This is a genomic window from Streptomyces sp. SUK 48, assembly GCF_009650765.1.
Taxonomy (GTDB): domain Bacteria; phylum Actinomycetota; class Actinomycetes; order Streptomycetales; family Streptomycetaceae; genus Streptomyces.
In genome coordinates this window covers 1,860,740-1,881,836 of record NZ_CP045740.1, presented here as the reverse complement: position 1 = coordinate 1,881,836, position 21,097 = coordinate 1,860,740, and the positions used below count along the sequence as shown (strand labels likewise).

15 protein-coding genes are annotated in these 21,097 nt (G+C 74.3%); 9 read left to right on the top strand and 6 right to left on the bottom strand.

Going from position 1 to position 21,097, the window contains the following annotated elements:
- The first annotated feature begins 42 nt into the window (after nucleotides 1-42).
- Complete coding sequence (locus GHR20_RS07915) at nucleotides 43-1,188, top strand: XdhC/CoxI family protein (RefSeq protein WP_153812751.1); 1,146 nt, start codon at nucleotides 43-45, stop codon at nucleotides 1,186-1,188.
- An 89-nt stretch (nucleotides 1,189-1,277) separates the two neighbouring features.
- Nucleotides 1,278-1,919: a LysE family translocator gene (locus GHR20_RS07910; RefSeq protein ID WP_153812750.1), complete on the top strand. Its 642-nt coding sequence runs from the start codon at nucleotides 1,278-1,280 to the stop codon at nucleotides 1,917-1,919.
- Between the two features lie 161 nt (nucleotides 1,920-2,080).
- Here GHR20_RS07910 and GHR20_RS07905 read toward each other — a convergent pair whose 3' ends face one another.
- Both GHR20_RS07905 and GHR20_RS07900 read right to left on the bottom strand, forming a co-directional pair.
- Nucleotides 2,081-2,521: an SRPBCC family protein gene (locus tag GHR20_RS07905; protein ID WP_111581125.1), complete on the bottom strand. Its 441-nt coding sequence runs from the start codon at nucleotides 2,519-2,521 to the stop codon at nucleotides 2,081-2,083.
- 77 nt (nucleotides 2,522-2,598) lie between these two features.
- Nucleotides 2,599-3,366, bottom strand: coding sequence for a polysaccharide deacetylase family protein (locus tag GHR20_RS07900; protein WP_194859108.1), 768 nt, complete (start codon nucleotides 3,364-3,366; stop codon nucleotides 2,599-2,601).
- Between the two features lie 348 nt (nucleotides 3,367-3,714).
- On the opposite strand from GHR20_RS07900, the gene GHR20_RS07895 reads away from it, so the two are divergent.
- The 5 genes from GHR20_RS07895 to GHR20_RS38115 are packed head-to-tail and all read left to right on the top strand — an operon-like array spanning nucleotide 3,715 to nucleotide 11,685.
- Nucleotides 3,715-5,631 (top strand): serine protease, encoded by a 1,917-nt coding sequence (locus GHR20_RS07895; RefSeq protein ID WP_194858837.1) that lies wholly within the window; start codon nucleotides 3,715-3,717, stop codon nucleotides 5,629-5,631.
- Nucleotides 5,628-7,877 carry a tetratricopeptide repeat protein gene (locus GHR20_RS07890; RefSeq protein WP_153812748.1) on the top strand — a complete coding sequence of 750 codons (2,250 nt, stop codon included), beginning with the start codon at nucleotides 5,628-5,630 and terminating at the stop codon, nucleotides 7,875-7,877. The genes GHR20_RS07895 and GHR20_RS07890 overlap by 4 nt, the downstream gene beginning before the upstream one ends.
- 54 nt (nucleotides 7,878-7,931) lie before the next feature.
- Complete coding sequence (locus GHR20_RS07885; RefSeq protein WP_153812747.1) at nucleotides 7,932-9,428, top strand: VWA domain-containing protein; 1,497 nt, start codon at nucleotides 7,932-7,934, stop codon at nucleotides 9,426-9,428.
- Entirely contained in the window at nucleotides 9,425-10,417 is a 993-nt protein-coding gene (locus tag GHR20_RS07880; protein ID WP_243877976.1) for a hypothetical protein, read from the top strand. Before GHR20_RS07885 ends, GHR20_RS07880 begins: the two co-directional genes overlap by 4 nt.
- Nucleotides 10,414-11,685: an extracellular solute-binding protein gene (locus GHR20_RS38115; protein WP_153812746.1), complete on the top strand. Its 1,272-nt coding sequence runs from the start codon at nucleotides 10,414-10,416 to the stop codon at nucleotides 11,683-11,685. The genes GHR20_RS07880 and GHR20_RS38115 overlap by 4 nt, the downstream gene beginning before the upstream one ends.
- A gap of 26 nt (nucleotides 11,686-11,711) precedes the next feature.
- On the opposite strand, the gene GHR20_RS07870 is transcribed toward GHR20_RS38115, so the two are convergent.
- The 4 genes from GHR20_RS07870 to GHR20_RS07855 form a co-directional block, all read right to left on the bottom strand.
- Nucleotides 11,712-12,554 carry a patatin-like phospholipase family protein gene (locus GHR20_RS07870; protein WP_153812745.1) on the bottom strand — a complete coding sequence of 281 codons (843 nt, stop codon included), beginning with the start codon at nucleotides 12,552-12,554 and terminating at the stop codon, nucleotides 11,712-11,714.
- 233 nt (nucleotides 12,555-12,787) lie between these two features.
- On the bottom strand, nucleotides 12,788-13,579 hold the full coding sequence (locus GHR20_RS07865; protein ID WP_153812744.1) for a serine protease: 792 nt from the start codon (nucleotides 13,577-13,579) through the stop codon (nucleotides 12,788-12,790).
- Nucleotides 13,580-13,787: 208 nt separating this feature from the next.
- Nucleotides 13,788-16,616 carry a LuxR family transcriptional regulator gene (locus GHR20_RS07860; protein WP_153812743.1) on the bottom strand — a complete coding sequence of 943 codons (2,829 nt, stop codon included), beginning with the start codon at nucleotides 16,614-16,616 and terminating at the stop codon, nucleotides 13,788-13,790.
- A gap of 155 nt (nucleotides 16,617-16,771) precedes the next feature.
- Nucleotides 16,772-17,728 carry a helix-turn-helix transcriptional regulator gene (locus GHR20_RS07855; RefSeq protein WP_153815896.1) on the bottom strand — a complete coding sequence of 319 codons (957 nt, stop codon included), beginning with the start codon at nucleotides 17,726-17,728 and terminating at the stop codon, nucleotides 16,772-16,774.
- 61 nt (nucleotides 17,729-17,789) lie between these two features.
- Here GHR20_RS07855 and GHR20_RS07850 point away from each other — a divergent pair, with 61 nt between their 5' ends.
- Together GHR20_RS07850 and GHR20_RS07845 are read left to right on the top strand one after the other, a co-directional pair.
- On the top strand, nucleotides 17,790-19,463 hold the full coding sequence (locus tag GHR20_RS07850; protein WP_153812742.1) for an AMP-binding protein: 1,674 nt from the start codon (nucleotides 17,790-17,792) through the stop codon (nucleotides 19,461-19,463).
- Entirely contained in the window at nucleotides 19,460-21,091 is a 1,632-nt protein-coding gene (locus GHR20_RS07845) for an AMP-binding protein (RefSeq protein ID WP_194858836.1), read from the top strand. The genes GHR20_RS07850 and GHR20_RS07845 overlap by 4 nt, the downstream gene beginning before the upstream one ends.
- Nucleotides 21,092-21,097: the final 6 nt, after the last annotated feature.

The following is a 21,097-nucleotide window of genomic DNA, read 5'->3' as shown; positions in this document are numbered from 1 at the left end:
GCGAACCCCCGTTCCCGGCAACCATCTTGAGGAGACCGACAGATGCTGGACCTCGCCGAGGAGTTGAACCGTTGGGCCCGGCAGGGGCGTGACTTCGCCGTCGCCACCGTCGTCGCCGTCGGCGGCAGCGCGCCCCGGCAGCCCGGCGCCGCGCTCGCGGTGGACGCCGACGGCACCGCGATCGGGTCGGTCTCCGGGGGCTGTGTGGAGGGCGCGGTGTACGAACTGTGCCGACAGGCGCTGAAGGACGGCGACACCGTCCTCGAACGGTTCGGATACAGCGACGAGGACGCCTTCGCCATCGGCCTGACCTGCGGCGGCGTCATCGACATCCTGGTGGTGCCGGTCCGGGCGGACGACCCCGCCCGGCCGGTGCTCACGGTCGCGCTGGCCACCGCCGCCCGGGGGGAGGCGGCGGCGCTGGCACGGATCGTGGAGGGCCCGGCCGGCCTCCCCGGCCGCGCCCTGCTCGTCCGGCCCGACGGCTCGTACGACGGCGGTTACGGCGCCCACCCCGAGCTGGACCGCACCGTCGCCGCCGAGGCCCGCGCCCTGCTGGACGCGGGCCGCACCGGGACCCTGGAGATCGGCGCCCAGGGCTCGCGCTGCGGGGCACCGGTCACCGTCCTGGTGGAGTCCTCCGTGCCCCCGCCCCGCATGATCGTCTTCGGCGCGATCGACTTCGCCTCCGCCCTGGTCCGCGTCGGCAAGTTCCTCGGCTACCACGTCACCGTGTGCGACGCCCGCCCGGTCTTCGCCACCCGGACCCGCTTCCCGGAGGCGGACGAGATCGTGGTCGAGTGGCCGCACACCTACCTGGAACGCACCGGGACCGACGGCCGTACCGTCCTGTGCGTCCTCACCCACGACGCCAAGTTCGACGTCCCGCTCCTGAAGGTGGCGCTGCGCCTGCCGGTCGCCTACGTCGGCGCGATGGGCTCCCGCCGCACCCACCTGGACCGCGCCCGCCGCCTGCGCGAAGTCGGCCTCACCGAGCGGGAGTTGACCCACCTGCGCTCCCCGATCGGCCTCGACCTCGGCGCCCGTACGCCGGAGGAGACGGCCCTGTCGATCGCCGCGGAGATCGTCGCCGCCCGCCGCGGCGGCACCGGCACCACCCTGACCGGCGGCCACACCCCGATCCACCACGAGCCGACGCCCCGCCAACGGATCGACTCGGTGGCCTGAGCGCCACGCATCCCGAGGGCCCGCGTACCGCCCGCCCCCGCCCCGAAAAGCCATTGCCGCCCGCCCCGGCCCCTGTGTTCCATGAGGGCATGGTCCCTCCCGACCGGCTGGTCGCCTTCTCGGTGCTGGCCCTGCTGCTGATCGTGATACCCGGTCCGAGCGTGCTCTTCGTCGTCGGGCGGGCCCTCGCGCACGGCCGACGGGCCGCGCTGACCACGGTCGCCGGGAACACCCTCGGCGCGTACGTCCTCGTCGCCGCCGTGGCCCTCGGCATCGGACCGGTCGTGGAGCGCTCGGTCCTCCTCTTCACCGCGCTCAAGCTCGCGGGCGCCGCGTACCTGGTGTACCTCGGCGTCCGGGCCTGGCGGCAACGCGGCTCGCTGCGGGCCGCGTTCACCGGGTCCGGTCCCCCGGAGCGGGGCGGTCTGCGCACCCTGGGGGAGGGCTTCGCGGTCGGCGTGGCCAATCCCAAGACGATGGTGTTCTTCGCCGCCGTACTGCCCCAGTTCGTGGATCGCGCGCAGGGGCACGTGCCCCTCCAGATGCTGCTGCTCGGCCTGGTCTTCAACGTCATCGCGCTGGTCTCGGACAGCGTCTGGGGCCTGGCCGCCTCCGCCGCCCGCGACTGGTTCGCCCGCTCGCCCCGCCGGCTGTCCGCGGTCGGCGGCGCCGGCGGCCTGGCGATGATCGGCCTGGGCGTGACGGTCGCCGCGACGGGCCGCAAGGACTGAACTCCGCCCGGGAGAGGACCGACCCCCGTCCGGGCGAGGACCGAATCCCGGCCGGGGCGAGGGTCGAATCCCGTCCGAGCCGAGGACCGAATCCCGGCCGGGGCGAGGACCGAATCCCGGCCGGAGTACGGCCGTCCGACCCGCCCGGAGTCGGCTACCGCTCAAGCCCGCCTGAGCAACCGGTTCATCCCGCGCCCGAAGACGGTACGGGCCGTACGCGTCACCACACCGTCGAACGCCCGCGGCAGGAGACGCACCCGCAGCTCCTCCCGCCACACCACCCGGCTGCGGCCCCCCGGACCCGGCCTGACCTCGATCTCCGCCCAGCCGAGGACCACCCGGCCCCGCTTCTCCAGCCGGCACAGCCCGCCCTCGCCGCCCGCGGGCGGGCGCCAGACGGTCACCTCCATGGGGTCGTCCAGGCCGAGCGGACCGAAGCCGGAGCGCGCCGTGAAGCGGGTGCCCACCCGGGTCGGGCCGGGGGTGAGCACCCTGATCCGGGTCAGCGGCACGGTCATCCGGTGGCGGGGCCACTCGGTGATCCGGCGCCACGCCTCGTCCAGCGGGAGCGGCACGGTCCGGGTGAGGGTGAAGGTCGGCACGTGCCGATCGTAGGCAATGGCTCTCGCACGGCCGGGAGTTCCGCACCGGCTCACCCGGTCGGCCCATTCCCCGGTGCTCAGGGCCGGTAGACCTTGCCCGGCTCGGCCCTGCCGGGAGCGAGGAGCTGGGGGACCGTCACGAAGGTGTACCCGCGCTTCTTGAGGGCGTCGATGATGCCCGGCACGGCGGGCACGGTGCCGGCGTAGAGGTCGTGCAGCAGGATGATCCCGTCCCGGTCGGCCTGGTCGAGGACGCGCTTGGTGATGAGCGCCGAGTCGGTGGTCGCGTAGTCCTTGGCGGTCACGCTCCACAGGACCTCCGCCAGCCCCAGCTCCTTGCAGATCTTGTGGATGTTGGCGTCCGTACGGCCCTGCGGCGGGCGCATCAGCGTGGGCTTGCGCCCGGTGATCCGCTTGATCGCGTCGTTCGGCCGCCGCAGCTCGTCGCGCACCTGGTCGTCGGATATGTCCGTGAGGATCTTGTGGTCCCAGGTGTGGCTCGCCACCTCGTGACCCTCGTCCGACATCCGCTTGACCAGCTGCGGGTACTTCTCGATGTGCCGCTTGCCGAGCAGGAAGAACGTCGCGTGGACCTTCTTCTCCTTCAGGATGTCCAGCAGCTTGGGGGAGTTCTCGCTGGGCCCCGCGTCGAAGGTCAGTGCGATGCACTTGGCCTTGCGGCAGTCCACGCCGCCGAGACTCGCCGGCGCCCCCTGCGCCGCCTCCTTGCGCGCGGTGCTCGGCGAGGTGGTGTCGACCTGCGCGCAGCCGCTCAGAACGAGCGCCATGCCGACGGCCGCCGAGACGAGCGCGGCCGGACGGAACCCGCGGTGCCGTTCGCGCATCTTGCCTGGCGCGGACACCGGCGTACGGGATGTCGTGATCGAAGGAAGCATGCCGGGACTATACACACATTTTATAGTTCATTTGTTCGAATATGAGTGAACCTTCACGTCGGGCGGTCACCGTGGGCCGAGGCTGGTACGGGTACGACGACCGACCGACGAGGGGCCGCGCCCCGTGCCTGCTCCCGCCCCTCCCACCCCGAAGAAAACACCCCCGACCGCCCTGATCGTCGCCGCCGGGCGCCCTCGCGCGGACTCCTCGTACCGCCCCGGCGCCCGGGACACCGACGCGTGCGCGTCACCGCACACCGGTAGTTCCGCGCCGGTACAGGGAGTAGCCTCGGCACCATGACGCGCACGGGGGAGCGAGCCGTCAAGTCCCGCTTACGCACGCCGACATGGATCGCCCGCATCGAGGCAGCGGACGGCGAGGTGCTCGGTGCCGGGGTGCTGCTCGCCCCCGACCGGGTACTCACCGCGGGCCATGTCGTCACCCCGGGCACGCGGTACGCCGTACGGCTGGTCGGCGTACCCGGACAGGGCGCGGTCACCGCCACCGTCCGCCCCGACGAACACGTACCGGAGCAGGAGGACGCGTTCGGCGACCGCAGCGGCGACCTCGCCCTGCTGCGGCTCGCCGAACCCCTGCCCGCCGAACACACCACCCGTCTCTTCCGGTTGGCCTCGCCGCACGGACCGGTGAGCATGTACGGCTTCCCGGCCGGCGACGACGGCGGCCGCTGGCACGGCGCCACCCTGGTCGCCGCGCGCGGCCGGGACAGCCGGGTGCAGCTGCGCCCGCTCACCCCCGGCGAACTGGCCGCCCCCGGCTTCAGCGGCGGCGGAGTGGTCGACCACGCCACCGACCAGGTGATCGGCATCGTGCTCAGCGTGGACGAGGGACAGGTCTCCGCCTTCAGCCAGATGAGCCCCACCGAGACCATCCTCGGCCATCTGCCGCAGGCCGCCGCCTGGACGGACGGCGCCTTCGCGGTCGACCCCCGGCTGCGCAGCCGGGCACCGGACGGCGCCGGGCACCTCGACGTGCCCTTCGCCACCGAACTCGCCGGATGGTTCCGGGGCGAGGGCTGGCCGGTGCTCGTCACCGTCGTACCGGCCCGCGGCGACCGCGCCTTCACCCTGGAGCGCGCCGTCACCCTCGCGGACCGCGAACTGCGCACCCGGCACACCACCGGCGCCTTCCGTCACGACCCGCCCGAGACGGTGCCCCCGGCCGGTGCGCACGATCTCGCCCTGGACGTCGAGCGGTTGACGGCCGCGCAGGTCATGGACCGCATCGCCGAACGCCTCGGCATCCGCGACGACCCCCGGCCGGAACGGCTCACCACCCTGCGCGTCCCGCTCGCCGCCGTACTGGTCGGCGTCGACCGGAGCGCCGAACCCGACGCCCTGCTCGCCCTGTCGGACCGGCTCGCCCGGCACGGGGCCCGGCTGCTGCTGGTCCACCGCCGCCAGGGCGACCGCGCCGTCCTGGCCGCCGAGTCCCTGGTGCACCGGCCGCTGCGCGAGCGCTGGTCCCGGCTCGGCACCGAACTCGACCGCATCGTCGACGAGTTGGGGCCCGCGCTCGACGCCCGCCGGGACCGGGTGACGGCCGGGCCGGGCGCCGAGCCGCTGCTGGACCAGGCCGAGGCCGCCGTCGGGCGCAGCCTGATGCTGCGCGCCTGGCTCACCCACAGCTCGGAGCGGGACCGCGAACCCCGGCGCGCCGACCTGCTGTTCACCTTCGAGGACGCCGCCGAACGCCGCGGCCTGCGCCTGGCACAGGCCCTCGGCCTGCTCGACGCCCGGCTGCGCCGCTGGGAGGAACTCCGCGGCCGGGTCACCGCCCAGTGGCCGCTGTGCCGCCGCCGCGCCGAGCGGCAGGGCGACCGGGTCCTGGAGGCGTACCGGCTCTACGAGGCCGCGCTCGGCTCGCTGCGCGAGACACCCTGCGACATCGAACGGGCGGAGGCGGCGGCGGAGCGGTTCATCGGGTTCTGCGCGGGAGCGGCTGGAACGGCGGGAGCGGCCGGGTCGGCCGGGGAAGAGCGTGACGCGGAGCCGGAAGAGGGCCTCGACTCCGGTGTAGAAGCGGGGCGTTCGGGCGGCGGGGCCCCGCACGACCCCGCCGGACCGCACGCCGATGCCGATGCCGATGCCGATGCCGATGCCGACGCCGATCCCGAGCACGCCCGCGCCCCCGACCGGCTCCCGCGTCTTTGCCGCGGCGCCACCGACCCCCGTGAGGAGCGCGGCTCATGACCACCTCCTGTCTCCGCCCCGGATGCGCGGGCCACGTCATGGGGACCGGCTACTGCGACACCTGCGGGCACCGGCACACCGAGCCGCGCGGCGAACCCCGCGGCGCCCCGGCCGCGCCGCCGCCCGCCGTGGTCGAGGAGAGCCCGGGACCGCCGGCCGTGCACGCCGTGGCCGGGTTCGGCGAACTGGACCAGCACGGACTGGTCGTGCTGCCCGAGGTGCCCGAACCCGGCGATGTCCTGCTGGTCGAGGACCCGCGCCCGCCCACCGAGGGGCGCCGCTGCGGCACGGACGGCTGCGGCATGGTCATCGGGGTGGGGTACGGCGGTCAGCCCGCCCGCGCCACCGGCCGCTGCCCCCGCTGCGGCGCGCCGTACTCCTTCCTGCCCCAGCTGGCCCGGGGCGACCTGGTCGCCGGGCACTACCGGGTCCTCGGCTGCCTCGCGCGCGGCGGCCTCGGCTGGATCCATCTCGCCGAGGACACCCGCGCCGAGGGCCACCGCGTCGTCCTCAAGAGCCAGATCGACGCGGGCGGCGCGCTCGCCCGCCGTACCGCCGTCGAGGAGCGCCGCTCCCTCACCGACCTGCACCACCCGGACATCGTGCGGATCATCACGTACGCCGATCACCGTCCCCCGGGCGGGAGTTCCACCGGCTACCTGGTCATGGACTACATCGGCGGCCGCTCCCTGCAACAGCTCTTCGACGCCGATGCCGACGACACCGCGCGCGTCTTCCACGGCCGCCCCCGCCTCGACCACGTCCTCAGCTACGGCTGCAAGATCCTCGGCGCGCTGGACTACATGCACGAACGGGGCCTGCTCTACTGCGACATGAAGCCCGCCAACGTCATCCACTTCGGCCGGGCCGTGAAGGTCATCGACCTCGGCGCGGTCCGCGCGATCGGCGACCGCGCGTCCGCGTACGTCTACACGGCGGCGTTCGCGCCGCCCAAGACGGAGATCGACCGGCGCGGCTGGCACGTCGACAGCGACCTCTACACCGTCGGCATGACCCTCCAGGCCCTGGCCCGCGACACCGAACCGGCCCGCGGGCTCGCCCACGACTCCTTCCGCCGGCTCGTCGAACGCGCCACGCACCCCGAACCCCGGGCCCGGTTCCGGTCGGCCGCCGAGATGTCCCGCCAACTCTGGGAGGTGCTGCGCGAGTTCCGCTCGCTCCAGTTCGGCGAGCAACTGCCCGAGAGCTCCACCCGGTTCCGCGCCACCGGCGCCAGCCTGGACGCCGGGCTCGGCGCGATCCCCGCCCTGGACCACTGGACCGCCCGCCCCGGCGAGCGCCCGGCCGAGCTGGACGTGACCCCGCCCTCGCCCGCCGAGGTCGCCGGCGCCCTGCCGGAACCGGTCCCCGACCCCGCCGACGGCGCCGCCCTGGTCCTGGACACCTTCTCGCCCGACGCCCCCGACCAGGTGGCCCGCCAGTGGCCCCGCGACTCCCGCCTCGGTACCCCGGAGACCGCGCTGTGGCTGTGCCGCGCCTACCTCAGGGGCGGCGACCGGGAGGCGGCGGCCGACTGGCTCACCGAGGCCGAGACCCAGCTCGGCGAGCGCGCCGCCGCCCACGACTGGCGGATCGCCTGGCACCGGGGCGTCCTGCACCTCGGCACGGGCGAGACCGAACTGGCCGGCGCCCGGTTCGAGGCCGTGTACCGGGCGCTGCCCGGCGAGTACGTGCCCAAGCTCGCCCTCGGCCACTGCGCCGAGCACGGCGCCCGCACCGCACGCGCCATGCGCTTCTACGAGGCCGTGTGGCGGCGGGACAGCGCGCACACCGCCGCCGCCTTCGGCCTCGCGCGCGGCCATCTGGCGGGCGGCGACCGGGACGCCGCCGTCCGCGTCCTGGACGACGTACCGGCCACCTCACGCCACCACGACGCCGCCCGGATCGCCGCCGTCCGCATCCGCGCCGGCGTCATCGGCGGACTGCCGCCCACCCCAGCCGACCTGGCCGACGCGGCCCGGCGGCTGCCCAAACTGCGCCTGGACGGCGGCGCCGAGGACGGCGAGTCCCGCGCCCGGCTGGTCGCCGAGGTCCGCGAGAACACCCTGGGCGGCGCTGCTGCGGCCTGGCCGTCCGGGAGCCTGCTCGGACCCGGTGACGAGCGCGGACTGCGCACCCTCCTCGAACACTCCTTCCGCCAGCTGGCCGCGCAGGCCCGCACCGCACCGGAACACGGCCGGCTGCTCGATCTCGCCCATTCAGTACGGCCGCCGACCACCTTCTGAGGACACCCGGGACCCCCGCGGAGAGACGCTCATGACCCTCGCAGAGAGACACCGATGACCGTGGCCGAGGAGATCGAGGTGACGCTGGAGGTCGGTCAGGACAAGGACCTGGCCGCCGAGCCGTATGCCCGAGGAGCGGGCGTGGAACGGGAGATGCACGCCATCCTGGAGATCGGCGTGCGCGGCCACGGCGGTGCGGGGCTCGCCCAGGGACGGACGCCGGGCGGCGGACCCGCGCTCGCCGAGGTGCTGATCGTGGACACCTCCCGCTCCATGCTCTTCCCGCCGGCCAAGCTGCACGCCGCCAAGGACGCCACCGCGGCCGCCGTACGGCTATTGCCCGAGGGCACCGCCTTCGCCGTGCTCCGCGGCCACTTCCACGCCGCCGTCGTCCACCCGGGCCCCGACCAGCCGGGGCTCGCCGTCGCGGGACCGGGCGAACGCGCCGCCGCCGTACGGGCCGTGCGCATCCTCGACGCCGACGGCGGCACCGCCATCGGGACCTGGCTCGACCTCGCCCGCCGGCTGCTGAAGGACCACCCCGCGCCGGTCAAGCACGTCCTGCTGCTCACCGACGGCCGCAACGAGCACGACCACCGGGCCGCCATGACCCTGGAGACCGCGCTGGACGCCTGCGAGGGCCGCTTCGTCTGCGACGCCTGGGGCATCGGCGACGACTGGGACGCCGAACTGCTGCTGCGCATCACCCGGCGGCTGCACGGCCGCGCCGGAGCCGTCCGCGAGGAGACCGAACTGACCCGTGTCTACGAGGAGTTGATGACCGGACTGCTCGGCACGGCGGTCCCCGAACTGCGCATCCGGCTCACCCCCACCCCCGGCACCGTCGTCCGCCGGGTCAAGCAGGTCGTCCCCGGCGAACAGGATCTCCCGCCCGCCGGGGGCACCGGGCGCGGCACCGAGTACGTCACCCGCGCCTGGGGCGAGGAGGTACGGCACTTCCAGGTGGTGCTGGCCGCCGACCCGACCGGCCGGGAGCGCGGCGAGGACCTCCAACTGGCCGCCGTCGAGGTCGTCGTACCCGACTTCGGGCATCCGGTACTGCTGCCCCGGCCCCGCCCCGTCCTGGTGCGCTGGACCGACAGCCCGCTCGACGCCTCCCGCCGCCACCCCGGGGTGCACCGGCAGGACCTGTACCAGCAGGCGAGCGCCGCCGTGGCCCGCGCCTACCGGGCCTGGCTGCGCGGCGCCGACGGGCGCGCCGTCGCGGACCGCGAACTCGCCCGCGCCCTGCGTCTGGCGGGCGACCTCGGCGACCCCCAACTCCTCGACGCGCTGCGGCGGATCGAGGCCACCCCGGGCGGCGGCCGGATTCGCGCCGGCCTCAAGGACGTCGACTGGCAGCACCTGATCCTCTCCAGCGCCCTGACCACCCCGCCGCGCCGTCCGGCCGAGGGACCACCGCCCGCCCCCGACGTCTCCCCGGCCGCCGACGCCCTCGTGGAGTGCCCGGACTGCGGCTGGCTCGGCCCGGCCGACTCGGTCTACTGCGGCGGCGAGTGCGGCCGCCGCCTGAACGGGCCCCCGGCGTGAGCGCGGGCGCGGGCGCCGTCCCGGACGGCGGCGCATCCGCGACGGAGGGCGGTGGACGGCGGGCGCCCGGGGCACGGCCGGGCAGCAGTACGACCGCCCACGACCTGGCCGTCCGCCACCGCCTGCTGCTCGCCCTGTCCGCGCTGCTGACGCTCTCCCTCTTCCTGTCGTACGAGGGGGTGCACGGCGACGCCGATCCGCTGCGCACCGCCAGCGCCCCGGCGGTGCTCTCCCTCGACACCGCCCTGTACGCCCTCGGGCAGGCCGAGGCGGACGCCGGTGCCGCGACCCCCACCAGCGACTTCCAGAAGCAGATCTCGGTCGCCGCGCAGAGCGTCGCGGCCGCCGCCGGCGACGACGTCGGGGGAGCCTCGGGACGGCAGGCGCTCCAGACGGTGGCCGCGCTGATCACCGTCTACGCGGTCAAGGTGCAGCAGGCGCAACTCCAGCCCACCGGGAGCGTGTTGCGCGAGGCGTACCTCAGCTACGCGACGAGCATCCTGTCGGACGCGGGCTCCGGGATACTGCCCCGGCTGAAGGTCCTCCAGGCACAGCGGCGCGCGGCCGTGCACCGGCAGACCTCCTTCGGTCCGCTGCTGTGGTGCGGCTGGGCCGCGACGCTGCTGCTCGCGCTCGCGCTGGTCTGCTGCCTGCTGGAGACCCAGCTGTTCCTGCGCCGCCGCTTGCGGCGCCGCTACAACCGGGGCCTGCTCGGCGCGGGCGCGCTGCTCGCGGCCGGGCTCGCCGTCACGCTGCTGTTCACGGTGTGGACGCACGCGGGGATGGCGGACACCCGGCGGCTGCTCGACCGCCCGCTGTCCGGGCGCGAACTCACCGACGCGGGGCGGGCGACCGCCGCGTACCTGGCGGACACCGGTCTGCGCGCCGCGGCCGCCGGGTGGATTCTGATCGGAGGCATCCTGGTCATGGCACTGGCGGAGACGGGACTGCGGCGCCACCTCGACGAGTACCGGTTCAGGCCCCGGTGAGCGGGCGACCGCGAGGCCGCGCCCGGACGGTCGCCGTGCTGGCGAGCTGCCTCCTCCTGCTGGCGGCGGCCGTCGTGCTGGGCACCCGCGCGCTGGGCCGGGAGCCGACCGTCACCCTGCTGGCGAACTGGACGGGCCCCGACGAGGCGAACCTGCGCCGCGCGGTGATCGAGCCGTTCGAGCGGACGTACCACGTGCACGTGGACTACCAGGGCAGCTCGGCCGAGAGCCAGGTGCTCGGCGCCGATGTCGAGGCCGGGACACCGCCGGACGTGGTGGTGCTGACCGGCCCCGGCGAACTCGCCGGCTACGCGGGCCAGCAGCAGCTCCAGCCGCTCGACGGACTGATCCCCCGGGCGGACTTCGGTGCCTCCTGGGCGACGCCGCTCGCCGACGGGCATGTGTACTGGTTCCCGCTCAAGGCCGACCTCAAGAGCATCGTCTGGTACCCGGCGGACACCGGCGAACGGCAGCGCCGCGCGGCCCGGGACGATCCGGCGCAGTGGTGCGTGGGGATGGGCTCCGGCGCCACCAGCGGCTGGCCGGGCACGGACTGGATCGAGGACATCCTGCTCCAGCAGCACGGCGCACCCGTCTATCAGTCGTGGGCGAGCGGCAAGCTGTCCTGGCGCTCGCCGGAGGTGCGGCGGGCATGGACGACCTGGGGCCGCCTCATGGGCGCGGGCACCTCCGAGAAGCTGCTGCGCCGCACCCTGAAGACGGACTACGCCGAGGCGTCCGCACCGGTCACGGCCGGCCCCCGGGGCTGCACCCTCGAACACCAGGCGTCCTTCATCCGCACCCGGTCCACCGCCTGGAAGCGGGCCGACGGCCGCTACGACCCCTCGGCCGACCTCATCCCGGGCGCCACCGCCAAGGACACCTGGGAGGTCTCCGGCGACCTGGTCGCCCTCCTGCACGCCACCCCGCAGGCGCGGCGGCTGATCCGCTACCTGTCCTCCCCGGCCGCCCAACGCGCCTGGGCGGACGCCGAGTCCGCGTTCTCCGTCGACACCGGGGCCCGGGCCGCCGCCACCGGCCCCGCCTGGCACCGGAGCCTCGCCGATACCCTCCTCTCCCCGGCCGCCACCCACTGCTTCGACGCCTCCGACGCCATGCCGCCCACCGTCCGCGACGCCTTCGCCGAAGCCACCATCGACTACCTGGCCCACCCCGCCCGTCTGACGTCCCTGCTCAGCACGCTGGACACGCTGCGGACGGCACCGGGGCAGACCTGGCTGCCGTCCGTGTGCGACCAAGTGTCCTGACAGGAAGCCCGGTTCCAGGCGGCCGGTCAGCCCGTCGCCCACTCCGGCTTCAGCGTGCGCCCCTGCTCACGGCCCGCCCTCGCCGCCGGTTCGCGGGTCGCCGGGTCCAGCGGGTTGGCGCCGATCGCGGCGGTGGAGGCGTCGTCCGGGCCGATGACGAGGACCTCGGCGCCCTCGGCGCGCAGGGCCGCGACCGTGTCGTCCAGCGCGTGCTCGCTGGGCAGGGGCTCGACGGGACCCAGCGGCACGAGCACCAGGACGCGGGCGGCGCCGGAGGCGAGATCGGCGTTGGCGACCGAGCGGATACCGCCGTCGATGTAGCGGCGCCCGGCGATCGTCACCGGCGGCCACACCCCCGGCACGGCGCAGCTGGCGGCGACCGCGTCGACCAGCGAGACCCCCGAGTCGCGGTCGAAGACACGCGGGTCACCGGTCTCGGCGTCCACCGCGACGACCTTCAACGCCCGCCGGGGCCAGCCGTGTTCGGGCAGCCGGGACTCGATCACCGCGAGCCGCTCCGGCTCGCCGACCGTCCGCGCGGCGAGGGCCACCCGGCCGACCGCGCTGCGCAGCTCGGACGCCGAGGACGCCGTGGCCATCGTGACGCCGATCTCCGCGGCGAACCTCTCGATGTCCATCTCCGCCATGATCTCGCGGGCCTGCAACGAAGGGTCCACCTGCCGCGCGAAGAGCTCCTCCACGCTCAGCCCGCTGCCCAGTTGGGCCGCGACGGTCGCGCCCGCGGAGGTGCCCACCAGCAACCCGGCCCCGGTGACGTCCTGCCCGGCATCGGCGAGCCCCGCGAGCAGCCCGGTCATCCAGGCGATCCCGCCCACCCCGCCGCCGCCCAGCACCAACGCCTCGGTCATCACTGCCCCTCCAGCCTCCTCGACAGCGCACCGGCCGCGCCGGCGCCGGGAGGAACCCTTCCCTCCGCAACCCGCGTCCAAGGTCGGCGGCGGGTAAAGGCCCGGGAAGGATCGGACGGCACGGTGCGCGTGCGGGGCCGCCGGACGTGGAGAGGGGGGCGCTGCGGGCTGCTCGTGGTCGCTCGCAACGCCCCCCTGGCCTTACCCGAGGGGTACTCGGGAGATCTTCCGGGTCACGAGTTCACCTGTGCGGTGACCTGGTCCGAGAAGGTGGCCAGCCGGGTGTAGACACCCGGGTAGCCCGCCTCCGCGCACCCCTCGCCCCAAGAAGTGATCCCTGCCAGGACGCCCCCGATGAGCAGGGGACCGCCGCTGTCGCCCTGGCAGGTGTCTACGCCGCCGGAACTGAGCCCGGCGCACACCATGTCGGACTGCACGTAGTCCGAACCGTAGGCAGAACGGCAGCTCGCGTCGGACACGACCGGTACGGTCGCGGTCCGCAGCTGGTTGGAGGAGCTGCCGTTCTCCGAAGTCGTGCCCCAGCCGAGGATGCGCGCCGTGGTACCGGCCGCGTACACATCGGTCTGGGAGGAGGAGACGTACGACACCGGCTTGTACGGCATCGACGTCGAGAGGGTCAGCACGGACACGTCGTCGCCGTTGGTGGCGTCCGTGTAGTCCGGGTTCACCCAGATCTTGCTGACCTCGCTCACCGTGCCGTCGGTTCCGTTGAGCTTGGTACGGCCGCCGACGACGCGGACGCCGCCGGGGGTCTCGCCGGCCATGCAGTGCGCGGCCGTCACCACCTTGGTGGCGGACACCAGGGTGCCGCCGCAGAACTGGCTGCCGGAGGCGTCCGTGATCTGCATGACGAACGGGTACGCGGTGGTGGTCGTCGTCGTACCGCCGACAATGGGCTGGGGAGCGGCGCTCGCCGTGGGGGAGGCGAGCAGCGCGGTCGTCGCGGCGGCGGCGGTGGCCGTCAGGATCGCGGCGGTGCGTCTGGCACGTGGGGTCCCGAACATGAGTCTCCTCAGTGGGGTTGCACCGGTGGGGGGTTCGCACGGGTAGGGGGGTGTGCACGGTGGTGGGGGGTGGGTCCGACCCCCTGTACCCGGGCGAGCGGTACGCCCATTACGCTAGGTCCGGAACCTTCGGCTCCCAATGAGGGAACCCCCTAGGGGGTCGGGTGAGGGAAAACCCTCGGTCCGGTTCAGTTAACAGGCGCCCTGCTCAGTGCGCGCGCCGACCTGCGGCCAATCGGACGATGTCGACCCGCGACCGTATCCCGAGCTTGCGGTACACCCGGGTGAGCGTGGCCTCGACCGTCTTGACGCTGATGAACAGCCGGGCCGCTATCTCCCGGTTGGTGGCACCCTCCATGACCAGCGCGGCCACCTGACGCTCCATCGCGGCCAGGACGTCCAGCACGTCGAGCGCGTCCAGGGCGGCGGGCGCGGTCCGCGCGGGTTCCGCGTCGAGGGTGGTGAGCGCCTCGTCCACCTGGCGCAGCCAGGGCAGCGCCCGGCAGCGGCGGAACATCCGGGTCGCCTCGTCGAAGGCCGCGGGCCCCGGGCGCCGGCCGCGCAGCCGGGCCAGCGCGAACGCGGCCCGCGCCTCCTCAAGGCCGTAGCCCAGCTTGCCGAGCCGGTCCTGAGCCGACCTCAGCCGGTCGAGCGCCGCCTCGCCCGCGCCCTGCGCGGCCCGCACCAGCGCCTCGGAGCGGTCGAGCACGGCGAGCACGCTCTCCCGGCCGAGCCGCAGCGCGTGCTCCCGCGCGCTGTCGATGACGTCCTGCGCCTCGGCGGGTTCACCGATGCGGACCAGTGCCTCGGCGAGGTCGCCCTGCCAGCGGCCGCGGGCCGGGTCGGTGATGCCGAGCCCCAGCTCCAGGCTGCGCACCCGGCGCAGCGAGCGCACGGTGCCCGCCGGGTCCCCGGCCACCAACTGGGCGTATCCGAGCGCGCCCAGGGCCCGGGAGAGGTACATCTGGTCGCCGTCCCCCTCGGCGTGCTCCACCGCCTCCCGGGCGAGCGTGAGCGCCCGGTCCACGTCCCCGCCGGACGCCTCCGCGAGCGAGGTCAGCATCGCCGAGGCGGTCTCGCCGATCCCGGAGTCCCGGGCCAGCTTGAGACTGTCCCGGGCGAGGTCGAGGGCACGGCCGCAGTGCCCGGCGCGCAGTTCGGTCTCGGCGAGGCCGCGCAGGAAGTGCACCTCGCTCTCCACCGAGCCGCGCCGGCGCACCTCGCGCAGCAGCCCGGTGACGGTGGCCCGGGCCTCGGCCAGCTGGTCGCCCATGACCAGCCAGCGGAACCGGGCGCTGCCCGCCCCGTTGTGATGCCAGGCCACCCGCGGGTCCTGGGGTTCGCGCAGCGCCCGCTTGATGGTGCGCGGCGCCTCCGGATGGCCCATCAGGGTCTCGGTCTGCGCCTGGAAGGCGAGGGCGAGCAGCTCGGTGCGCCGGTCCTTGCTCCGCGCGGCCAGCTCGGCGGCGTGCGCGGCGGCGTCGCGGGCGGCGGTGAAGTCGCCCTCCACGATCAGCGCCCGCCAGCCCAGCTGGTAGTGGACCAGGGCGAGCAGCCGCGGATCGTCGCCGGCGTCGGCGAGGGCCTGCGGGAAGAGGGCGTCGACCTCGGCCATGGTGTGGCCCGCGGTGTCGATGACGATGATCCAGGCACGCACCCGTTCGGCGGGCACGCTCGCCCGTTTGAGCACCTCGCGGGCGATGTCCCGGGCGAGGTCCACCTCGCCCGCGGTGATGGCGTCCTCGGCGGCGCTCAGCCGGCGTTCCTCCGGGCTGGGCACGCTGTCCACCGGGGTGTGCCGGGCGGCCAGCAGCCCCAGCTGGGCGGCGACCGAGGGGGCGCCGCGGTCCCGGGCGAGGGCGGCGGCCTCGGCGAGCCGCGCGGCGACCTCGGGGTCGGCGCCGGTGGTGGCGAGGGCGAGGTGCCGGGCCCGCTCGATGGGGTCGGAGGCGGCCGTGGACAGCGCCGCGTGCGCGGCCCGCCGTTCCTGCGCGGGCGCCTCCGCGTACAGCGCGGCGGAGATGAGGGGATGCGCGAAGCGTACGGCGGGCGCGTCCGACTCCGTTGCCAGCAGCCCGAGTTCGGCGGCCTGGGCGCACTCCGCCTCGGCGTTCTCCCGGCCCGCCGCGTGCAGCAGCGACGGGGTGGGCCGGGCGCCGGCGCTGGCCACCAGCAGGGTGCGGCGGGCCTCCACGGAGAGCATGTCCAGGCGGCTGAGCACCAGGGCGCGCAGCGAGGTGGGCACCGGCAGCGGCTCGCCGGGCCGGGGCGGGGTGCGGCTCTCGGCGAGGGCGCGGCCGAGTTCGAGCGCGAACAGCGGGTTGCCGCCGCTGGTGCGGTGCACCTCGCGGACCGTGGAGCGGGGCAGCCCGCCGTGGCCGCGGTGGCCGAGCAGTTCGGCGATCCGGGCGTGCGAGAGCGGCCCGAGCCGTACGGCGAGGGTGTCCGGCGGGCAGGACCGCAGATGGCCGTCGTACTCCTGGCTGTCCTGGCCCTCCGTCCGTACCGCGCACAGCAGTTGGACCGGGGTGCCGCCGAGCCGGCGGGCGGCGAAGCCGAGCAGTTCGGCGCTCGCGGGGTCCAGCCACTGCAGGTCGTCGGCGACGACCAGGACCGGGCCGCGGACGGCGAGCGCGCGCAGCGCGGACAGCACCGCGAGGCGCAGGGCCAGGCCGTCGCGCTGGAGGCTGGACTCGCCGCGGCCGGTGAGCGCCGATTCCAGCGCGGTGCGCTGGGCGGCGGGCAGCTGCGGGCAGACGTCGTCGAGGACCAGGCCGAGGAGGTCGGCGAGGGCGAGGAAGGGAAGGTGGGATTCGGACTCGGTCGCCGAGCAGCGCAGCACGATGTGCGCACGCGCGGCGTATTCCTCGGCCAATGCCCGCAGGATGGTCGATTTCCCAATTCCGGCCGGTCCGTGGAGCAGCACACTGCCGCCGGAGGCGAGTCGGGCACGGGCGGCGGCGCGCACTTCCTCGCGGCCGATGACCAGGTCCGAGCGGCATCGGGCAGACTCCTGGAAGTCCCGTCGCACGGTCACCGCTCCCCTCGTATGTCGTGTCCGGACCAAATTCTAGGCAACGATCCTTGAAACACGGACGGAAGCCGTGGTGAGGGAAATAACAAACGGTCAAGCATGAGGAAATTCAAAGCATCCGCGCATGAATGGGAAGGTTTCCTTCATGTCTCGGGAGGCTACGGAAGCAGCCCCGCCCTGCGTGCCGCGGTCACCGCCTCCCCCCGCGTGTGTGCGCCCAACTTCCGCATGGCCGAACGCAGATAGCCCTTCACCGTCTCCGGGCGCAGCCCCAGCCGCTCGCCCACCGCGGCGTTGGTCGCCCCCGCCGCCACCCAGGACAGCACGTCCAGTTCACGCGGCGCCAGAGCCGGTCCGTCCGCCGGCCGAGGCGCCGTCAACAGGCCGCAGGCGGCGAGCAGATCGGCCCGCAGGACCGGATCGGCGATCCGGGGCGCGAGCGCCCGCAGCGCCGCGTGCGCCTCCCGCACCTGCTCCCAGGCGCCCGTACCGGCACCGGTCTCGGGGCCCCCGCACGGCCGCGCCGTCGCGCCGTCCAGGGGTACCCGCCCGGTCGCCGTCAGCAGCTCCCACGCCTCGTCCCGCAGGATCAGCGTCCGCTCCACGTCCCGGGCCACCGCCATCGCCGCGCCGAGTGCCCGGTCCCCGAGCGGCTGGGCCGAACGCAGCGCGCCGTAGAGCACCCCGCGCACCCGGCGCCGTACCACCACCGGCACCGCGAGCACCGAGCGGATGCCCTCGGCGGCCACCGGGATGTCGTACTCGTGGCTGATGTGCCGGGAGCTGGAGTAGTCCGTCACCGCGCACGGCCGGGCCAGTGCCACCGCCTTGCCGCCCAGTCCGCTGCCCGAGCTCACCGCGAGCGAGCGCAGCGCGGCCGTCGCCGTGCCGCTCAGCTCGCTGATGCGCACCTGCGGCCGGCCGGGCTCCACCAGCCCGCCGAAGGCGACCGGCAGCCCCGTCGCGCGCCGCAGCCGGAGCAGCGCACCGCGGATCTCCACCACCCTGACGGCCTCTGCTGTCACCTCATCGCTCCTTCGGTGCGGCTGATGTGCGGACCACACCCCCGTGCGCACAGGGACCACACCCCCGTTCGGGGGTAGTGAGACCTGCATCACGGATTAGACGATGCCAGGGAGCCGCCCGGCAATGGTCGGGAACATAGGAGGACGACGGATGACGACGGCGACCGATGCCTTCAGGGACGCACGGGATTTCCTGCTGGCACACCGCGAGGACTATGCCAGCGCCTACGACGGGTTCGCGTGGCCCCGGCCGGAGCACTTCAACTGGGCGCTGGACTGGTTCGACGTGATCGCCGCCGGCAACGACCGCACCGCCCTGCACATCGTGGAGGAGGACGGCCGCGAGGTCCGGCTCTCCTTCGCCGAGCTGGCCGAGCGCTCCGACCGGATCGCGAACTGGCTGCGCGCGCGGGGCGTCGCCGCCGAGGACCGCCTCCTCGTCATGCTCGGCAACCAGGCCGAGCTGTGGGAGGTCATGCTGGCCGCGATGAAGCTGCGCGCGGTCGTCATCCCGGCCACCCCGCTGCTCGGCCCCGCCGACCTGCGCGACCGCGTCGAGCGCGGCCGGGTCCGGCATGTGCTGGTACGGGCCGAGGACGCCGCCAAGTTCGCCGAGGTGCCCGGCGCCTACACCCGGATCGCGGTCGGCGGCACCCCGGCGGACGGCTGGCTGCCGTACGAGGACGCGTACGACGCCCCCGCGGGCTTCACGGCCGACGGGCCCACCCGCTCCGACGACCCGCTGATGCTCTACTTCACCTCGGGCACCACCGCCCGCCCCAAGCTGGTCGAGCACACCCATGTCTCGTATCCCATCGGCCACTTGGCGACCATGTACTGGGTCGGCCTCGAGCCCGGTGACGTCCATCTGAACATCTCCTCGCCCGGCTGGGCCAAGCACGCCTGGTCCAACCTGTTCGCCCCGTGGAACGCCGAGGCGACCGTCTTCATCTTCAACTACACGAGGTTCGACGCGGGCCGGCTGATGGCCGAGATGGACCGCGCCGGGGTCACCACCTTCTGCGCCCCACCGACCGTGTGGCGCATGCTCATCCAAGCCGACCTCGGCCAACTGCGCACGCCGCCACGCGAGGTGGTGGCCGCGGGTGAGCCGCTCAACCCCGAGGTCATCGAACAGGTGCGCAGGGCCTGGGGGTTGACCGTCCGGGACGGCTTCGGCCAGACCGAGACCGCCGTCCAGGTCTCCAACCCCCCGGGCCAGCCGCTGAAGACCGGCTCCATGGGCCGCCCCAGCCCCGGTTACAAGGTGGAGCTGCTCGACCCGGTCACCGGCGCGCCCGGCGCCGCCGAGGGCGAGATCGCGCTCGACCTCGCCGACCCGCCGATCGGCCTGATGGCCGGCTACCACGGCGACCCGGACCGCACCGCCGAGGCCATGGCGGGCGGTTACTACCGCACCGGCGACATCGCCGCCCGCGACGAGGACGGCTACCTCACCTACATCGGCCGCGCCGACGACGTCTTCAAGGCGTCCGACTACAAGATCAGCCCGTTCGAGCTGGAGAGCGCGCTGCTGGAGCACCCGGCGGTGGCCGAGGCCGCGGTGGTGCCCGCGCCGGACGAACTGCGGCTCGCGGTGCCCAAGGCGTACGTCGTCCTCGCCGAGGGCTACGAGCCGGGACCCGACACCGCCAAGGCCGTCTTCGAGCACTCCCGCCAGGTGCTCGCCCCCTACAAGCGAATCCGGCGCCTGGAGTTCGGCGCGCTGCCCAAGACCGTCTCCGGCAAGATCCGCCGGATCGAGCTGCGCGAGGCCACCGCGCAGGGCTCGGCGGACGAGTACCGCGAGGAGGACTTCCGGTGAGCGGGGGACTTCCGGGGGCCGCCCCGCGGCTGTCGTACGCGCACGGGACGGGCACCACCGCGCTGCTCGGCGAGACCATCGGCGCCAACCTCGCCCGTACGGCCGCCACCTGGCCGGACCGCGAGGCCCTGGTCGACGTGGCGGCCGGGCGCCGCTGGACGTACGCCGCCTTCGACGCCGACGTGGACCGGCTCGCCCGCGCCCTGCTGGCGAGCGGTGTCGCCAAGGGCGACCGGGTGGGCATCTGGGCGGTGAACCGCGCCGAGTGGGTGCTCGTGCAGTACGCCACCGCACGCGTCGGCGCCGTCATGGTCAACATCAACCCGGCCTACCGCACCCACGAGGTGCGCTTCGTCCTGCGCCAGGCGGGCGTACGGCTGCTGTTCGCCTCCCTCGGCCACAAGAGCAGCGACTACCGGGCCATGGTCGAGGAGGTCCGCGGCGACTGCCGCGAACTGCGCGAGGTCGTCTACCTCGGGGACCCGGGCTGGGAGGCGTTCACCGCGCGCGGCGAGACCGGTGACCGCGGCGAACTGGCGGCCCGGGAAGCGGAGTTGTCCTGCGACGACCCGATCAACATCCAGTACACCTCGGGCACCACCGGCTTCCCCAAGGGCGCCACCCTCTCCCACCACAACATCCTCAACAACGGCTATTTCGTGGGTGAGTTGGTCAAGTACTCGGAGCAGGACCGGATCTGCGTCCCGGTCCCCTTCTACCACTGCTTCGGCATGGTGATGGCCAACCTGGCGGCCACCTCGCACGGCGCCTGCCTGGTGATCCCGGCCCCGTCCTTCGAACCGAGGGCCAGCCTGGAGGCGGTGCAGCGGGAGCGGTGCACGTCCCTGTACGGCGTCCCGACCATGTTCATCGCCGAGCTGAACCTCCCGGACTTCGCGTCGTACGACCTCTCCACCCTGCGCACCGGCATCATGGCGGGCTCGCCCTGCCCGGTGGAGGTGATGAAGCGGGTCGTCGCCGAGATGCACATGGCCGAGGTGGCCATCTGCTACGGCATGACCGAGACCTCGCCGGTGTCCCTGCAGACCCGCACCGACGACGACCTGGAGCACCGCACCGCGACCGTCGGCCGCGTCCTGCCCCACCTGGAGGTCAAGGTCGTCGACCCGGCCACCGGGGTCACCCAACCGCGCGGCAGGACGGGCGAGTTGTGCACCCGCGGCTACAGCGTCATGCTCGGCTACTGGGACGAGCCGGAGAAGACCGCCGAGGTCGTCGACGCGGGCCGCTGGATGCACACCGGCGACCTCGCGGTGATGCGCGAGGACGGGTACGTGGAGATCGTCGGCCGCATCAAGGACATGATCATCCGGGGCGGCGAGAACATCTACCCGCGCGAGATCGAGGAGTTCCTCTACGCCCACCCGAAGATCAGGGACGTCCAGGTCGTCGGGGTGCCGGACGAGAAGTACGGCGAGGAGGTGCTGGCCTGCGTGATCCCGCAGGACGAGGGCGACCCGCTGACCCTGGAGGAACTGCACGCCTTCTGCCGGGGCCGGCTCGCGCACTACAAGGTGCCGAGCAGGCTCGGCATCCTCGACGCCTTCCCCATGACGGTGTCGGGGAAGGTGCGGAAGATCGAGCTGCGGGAGCGGTACCGGGGCTGAGCCTCC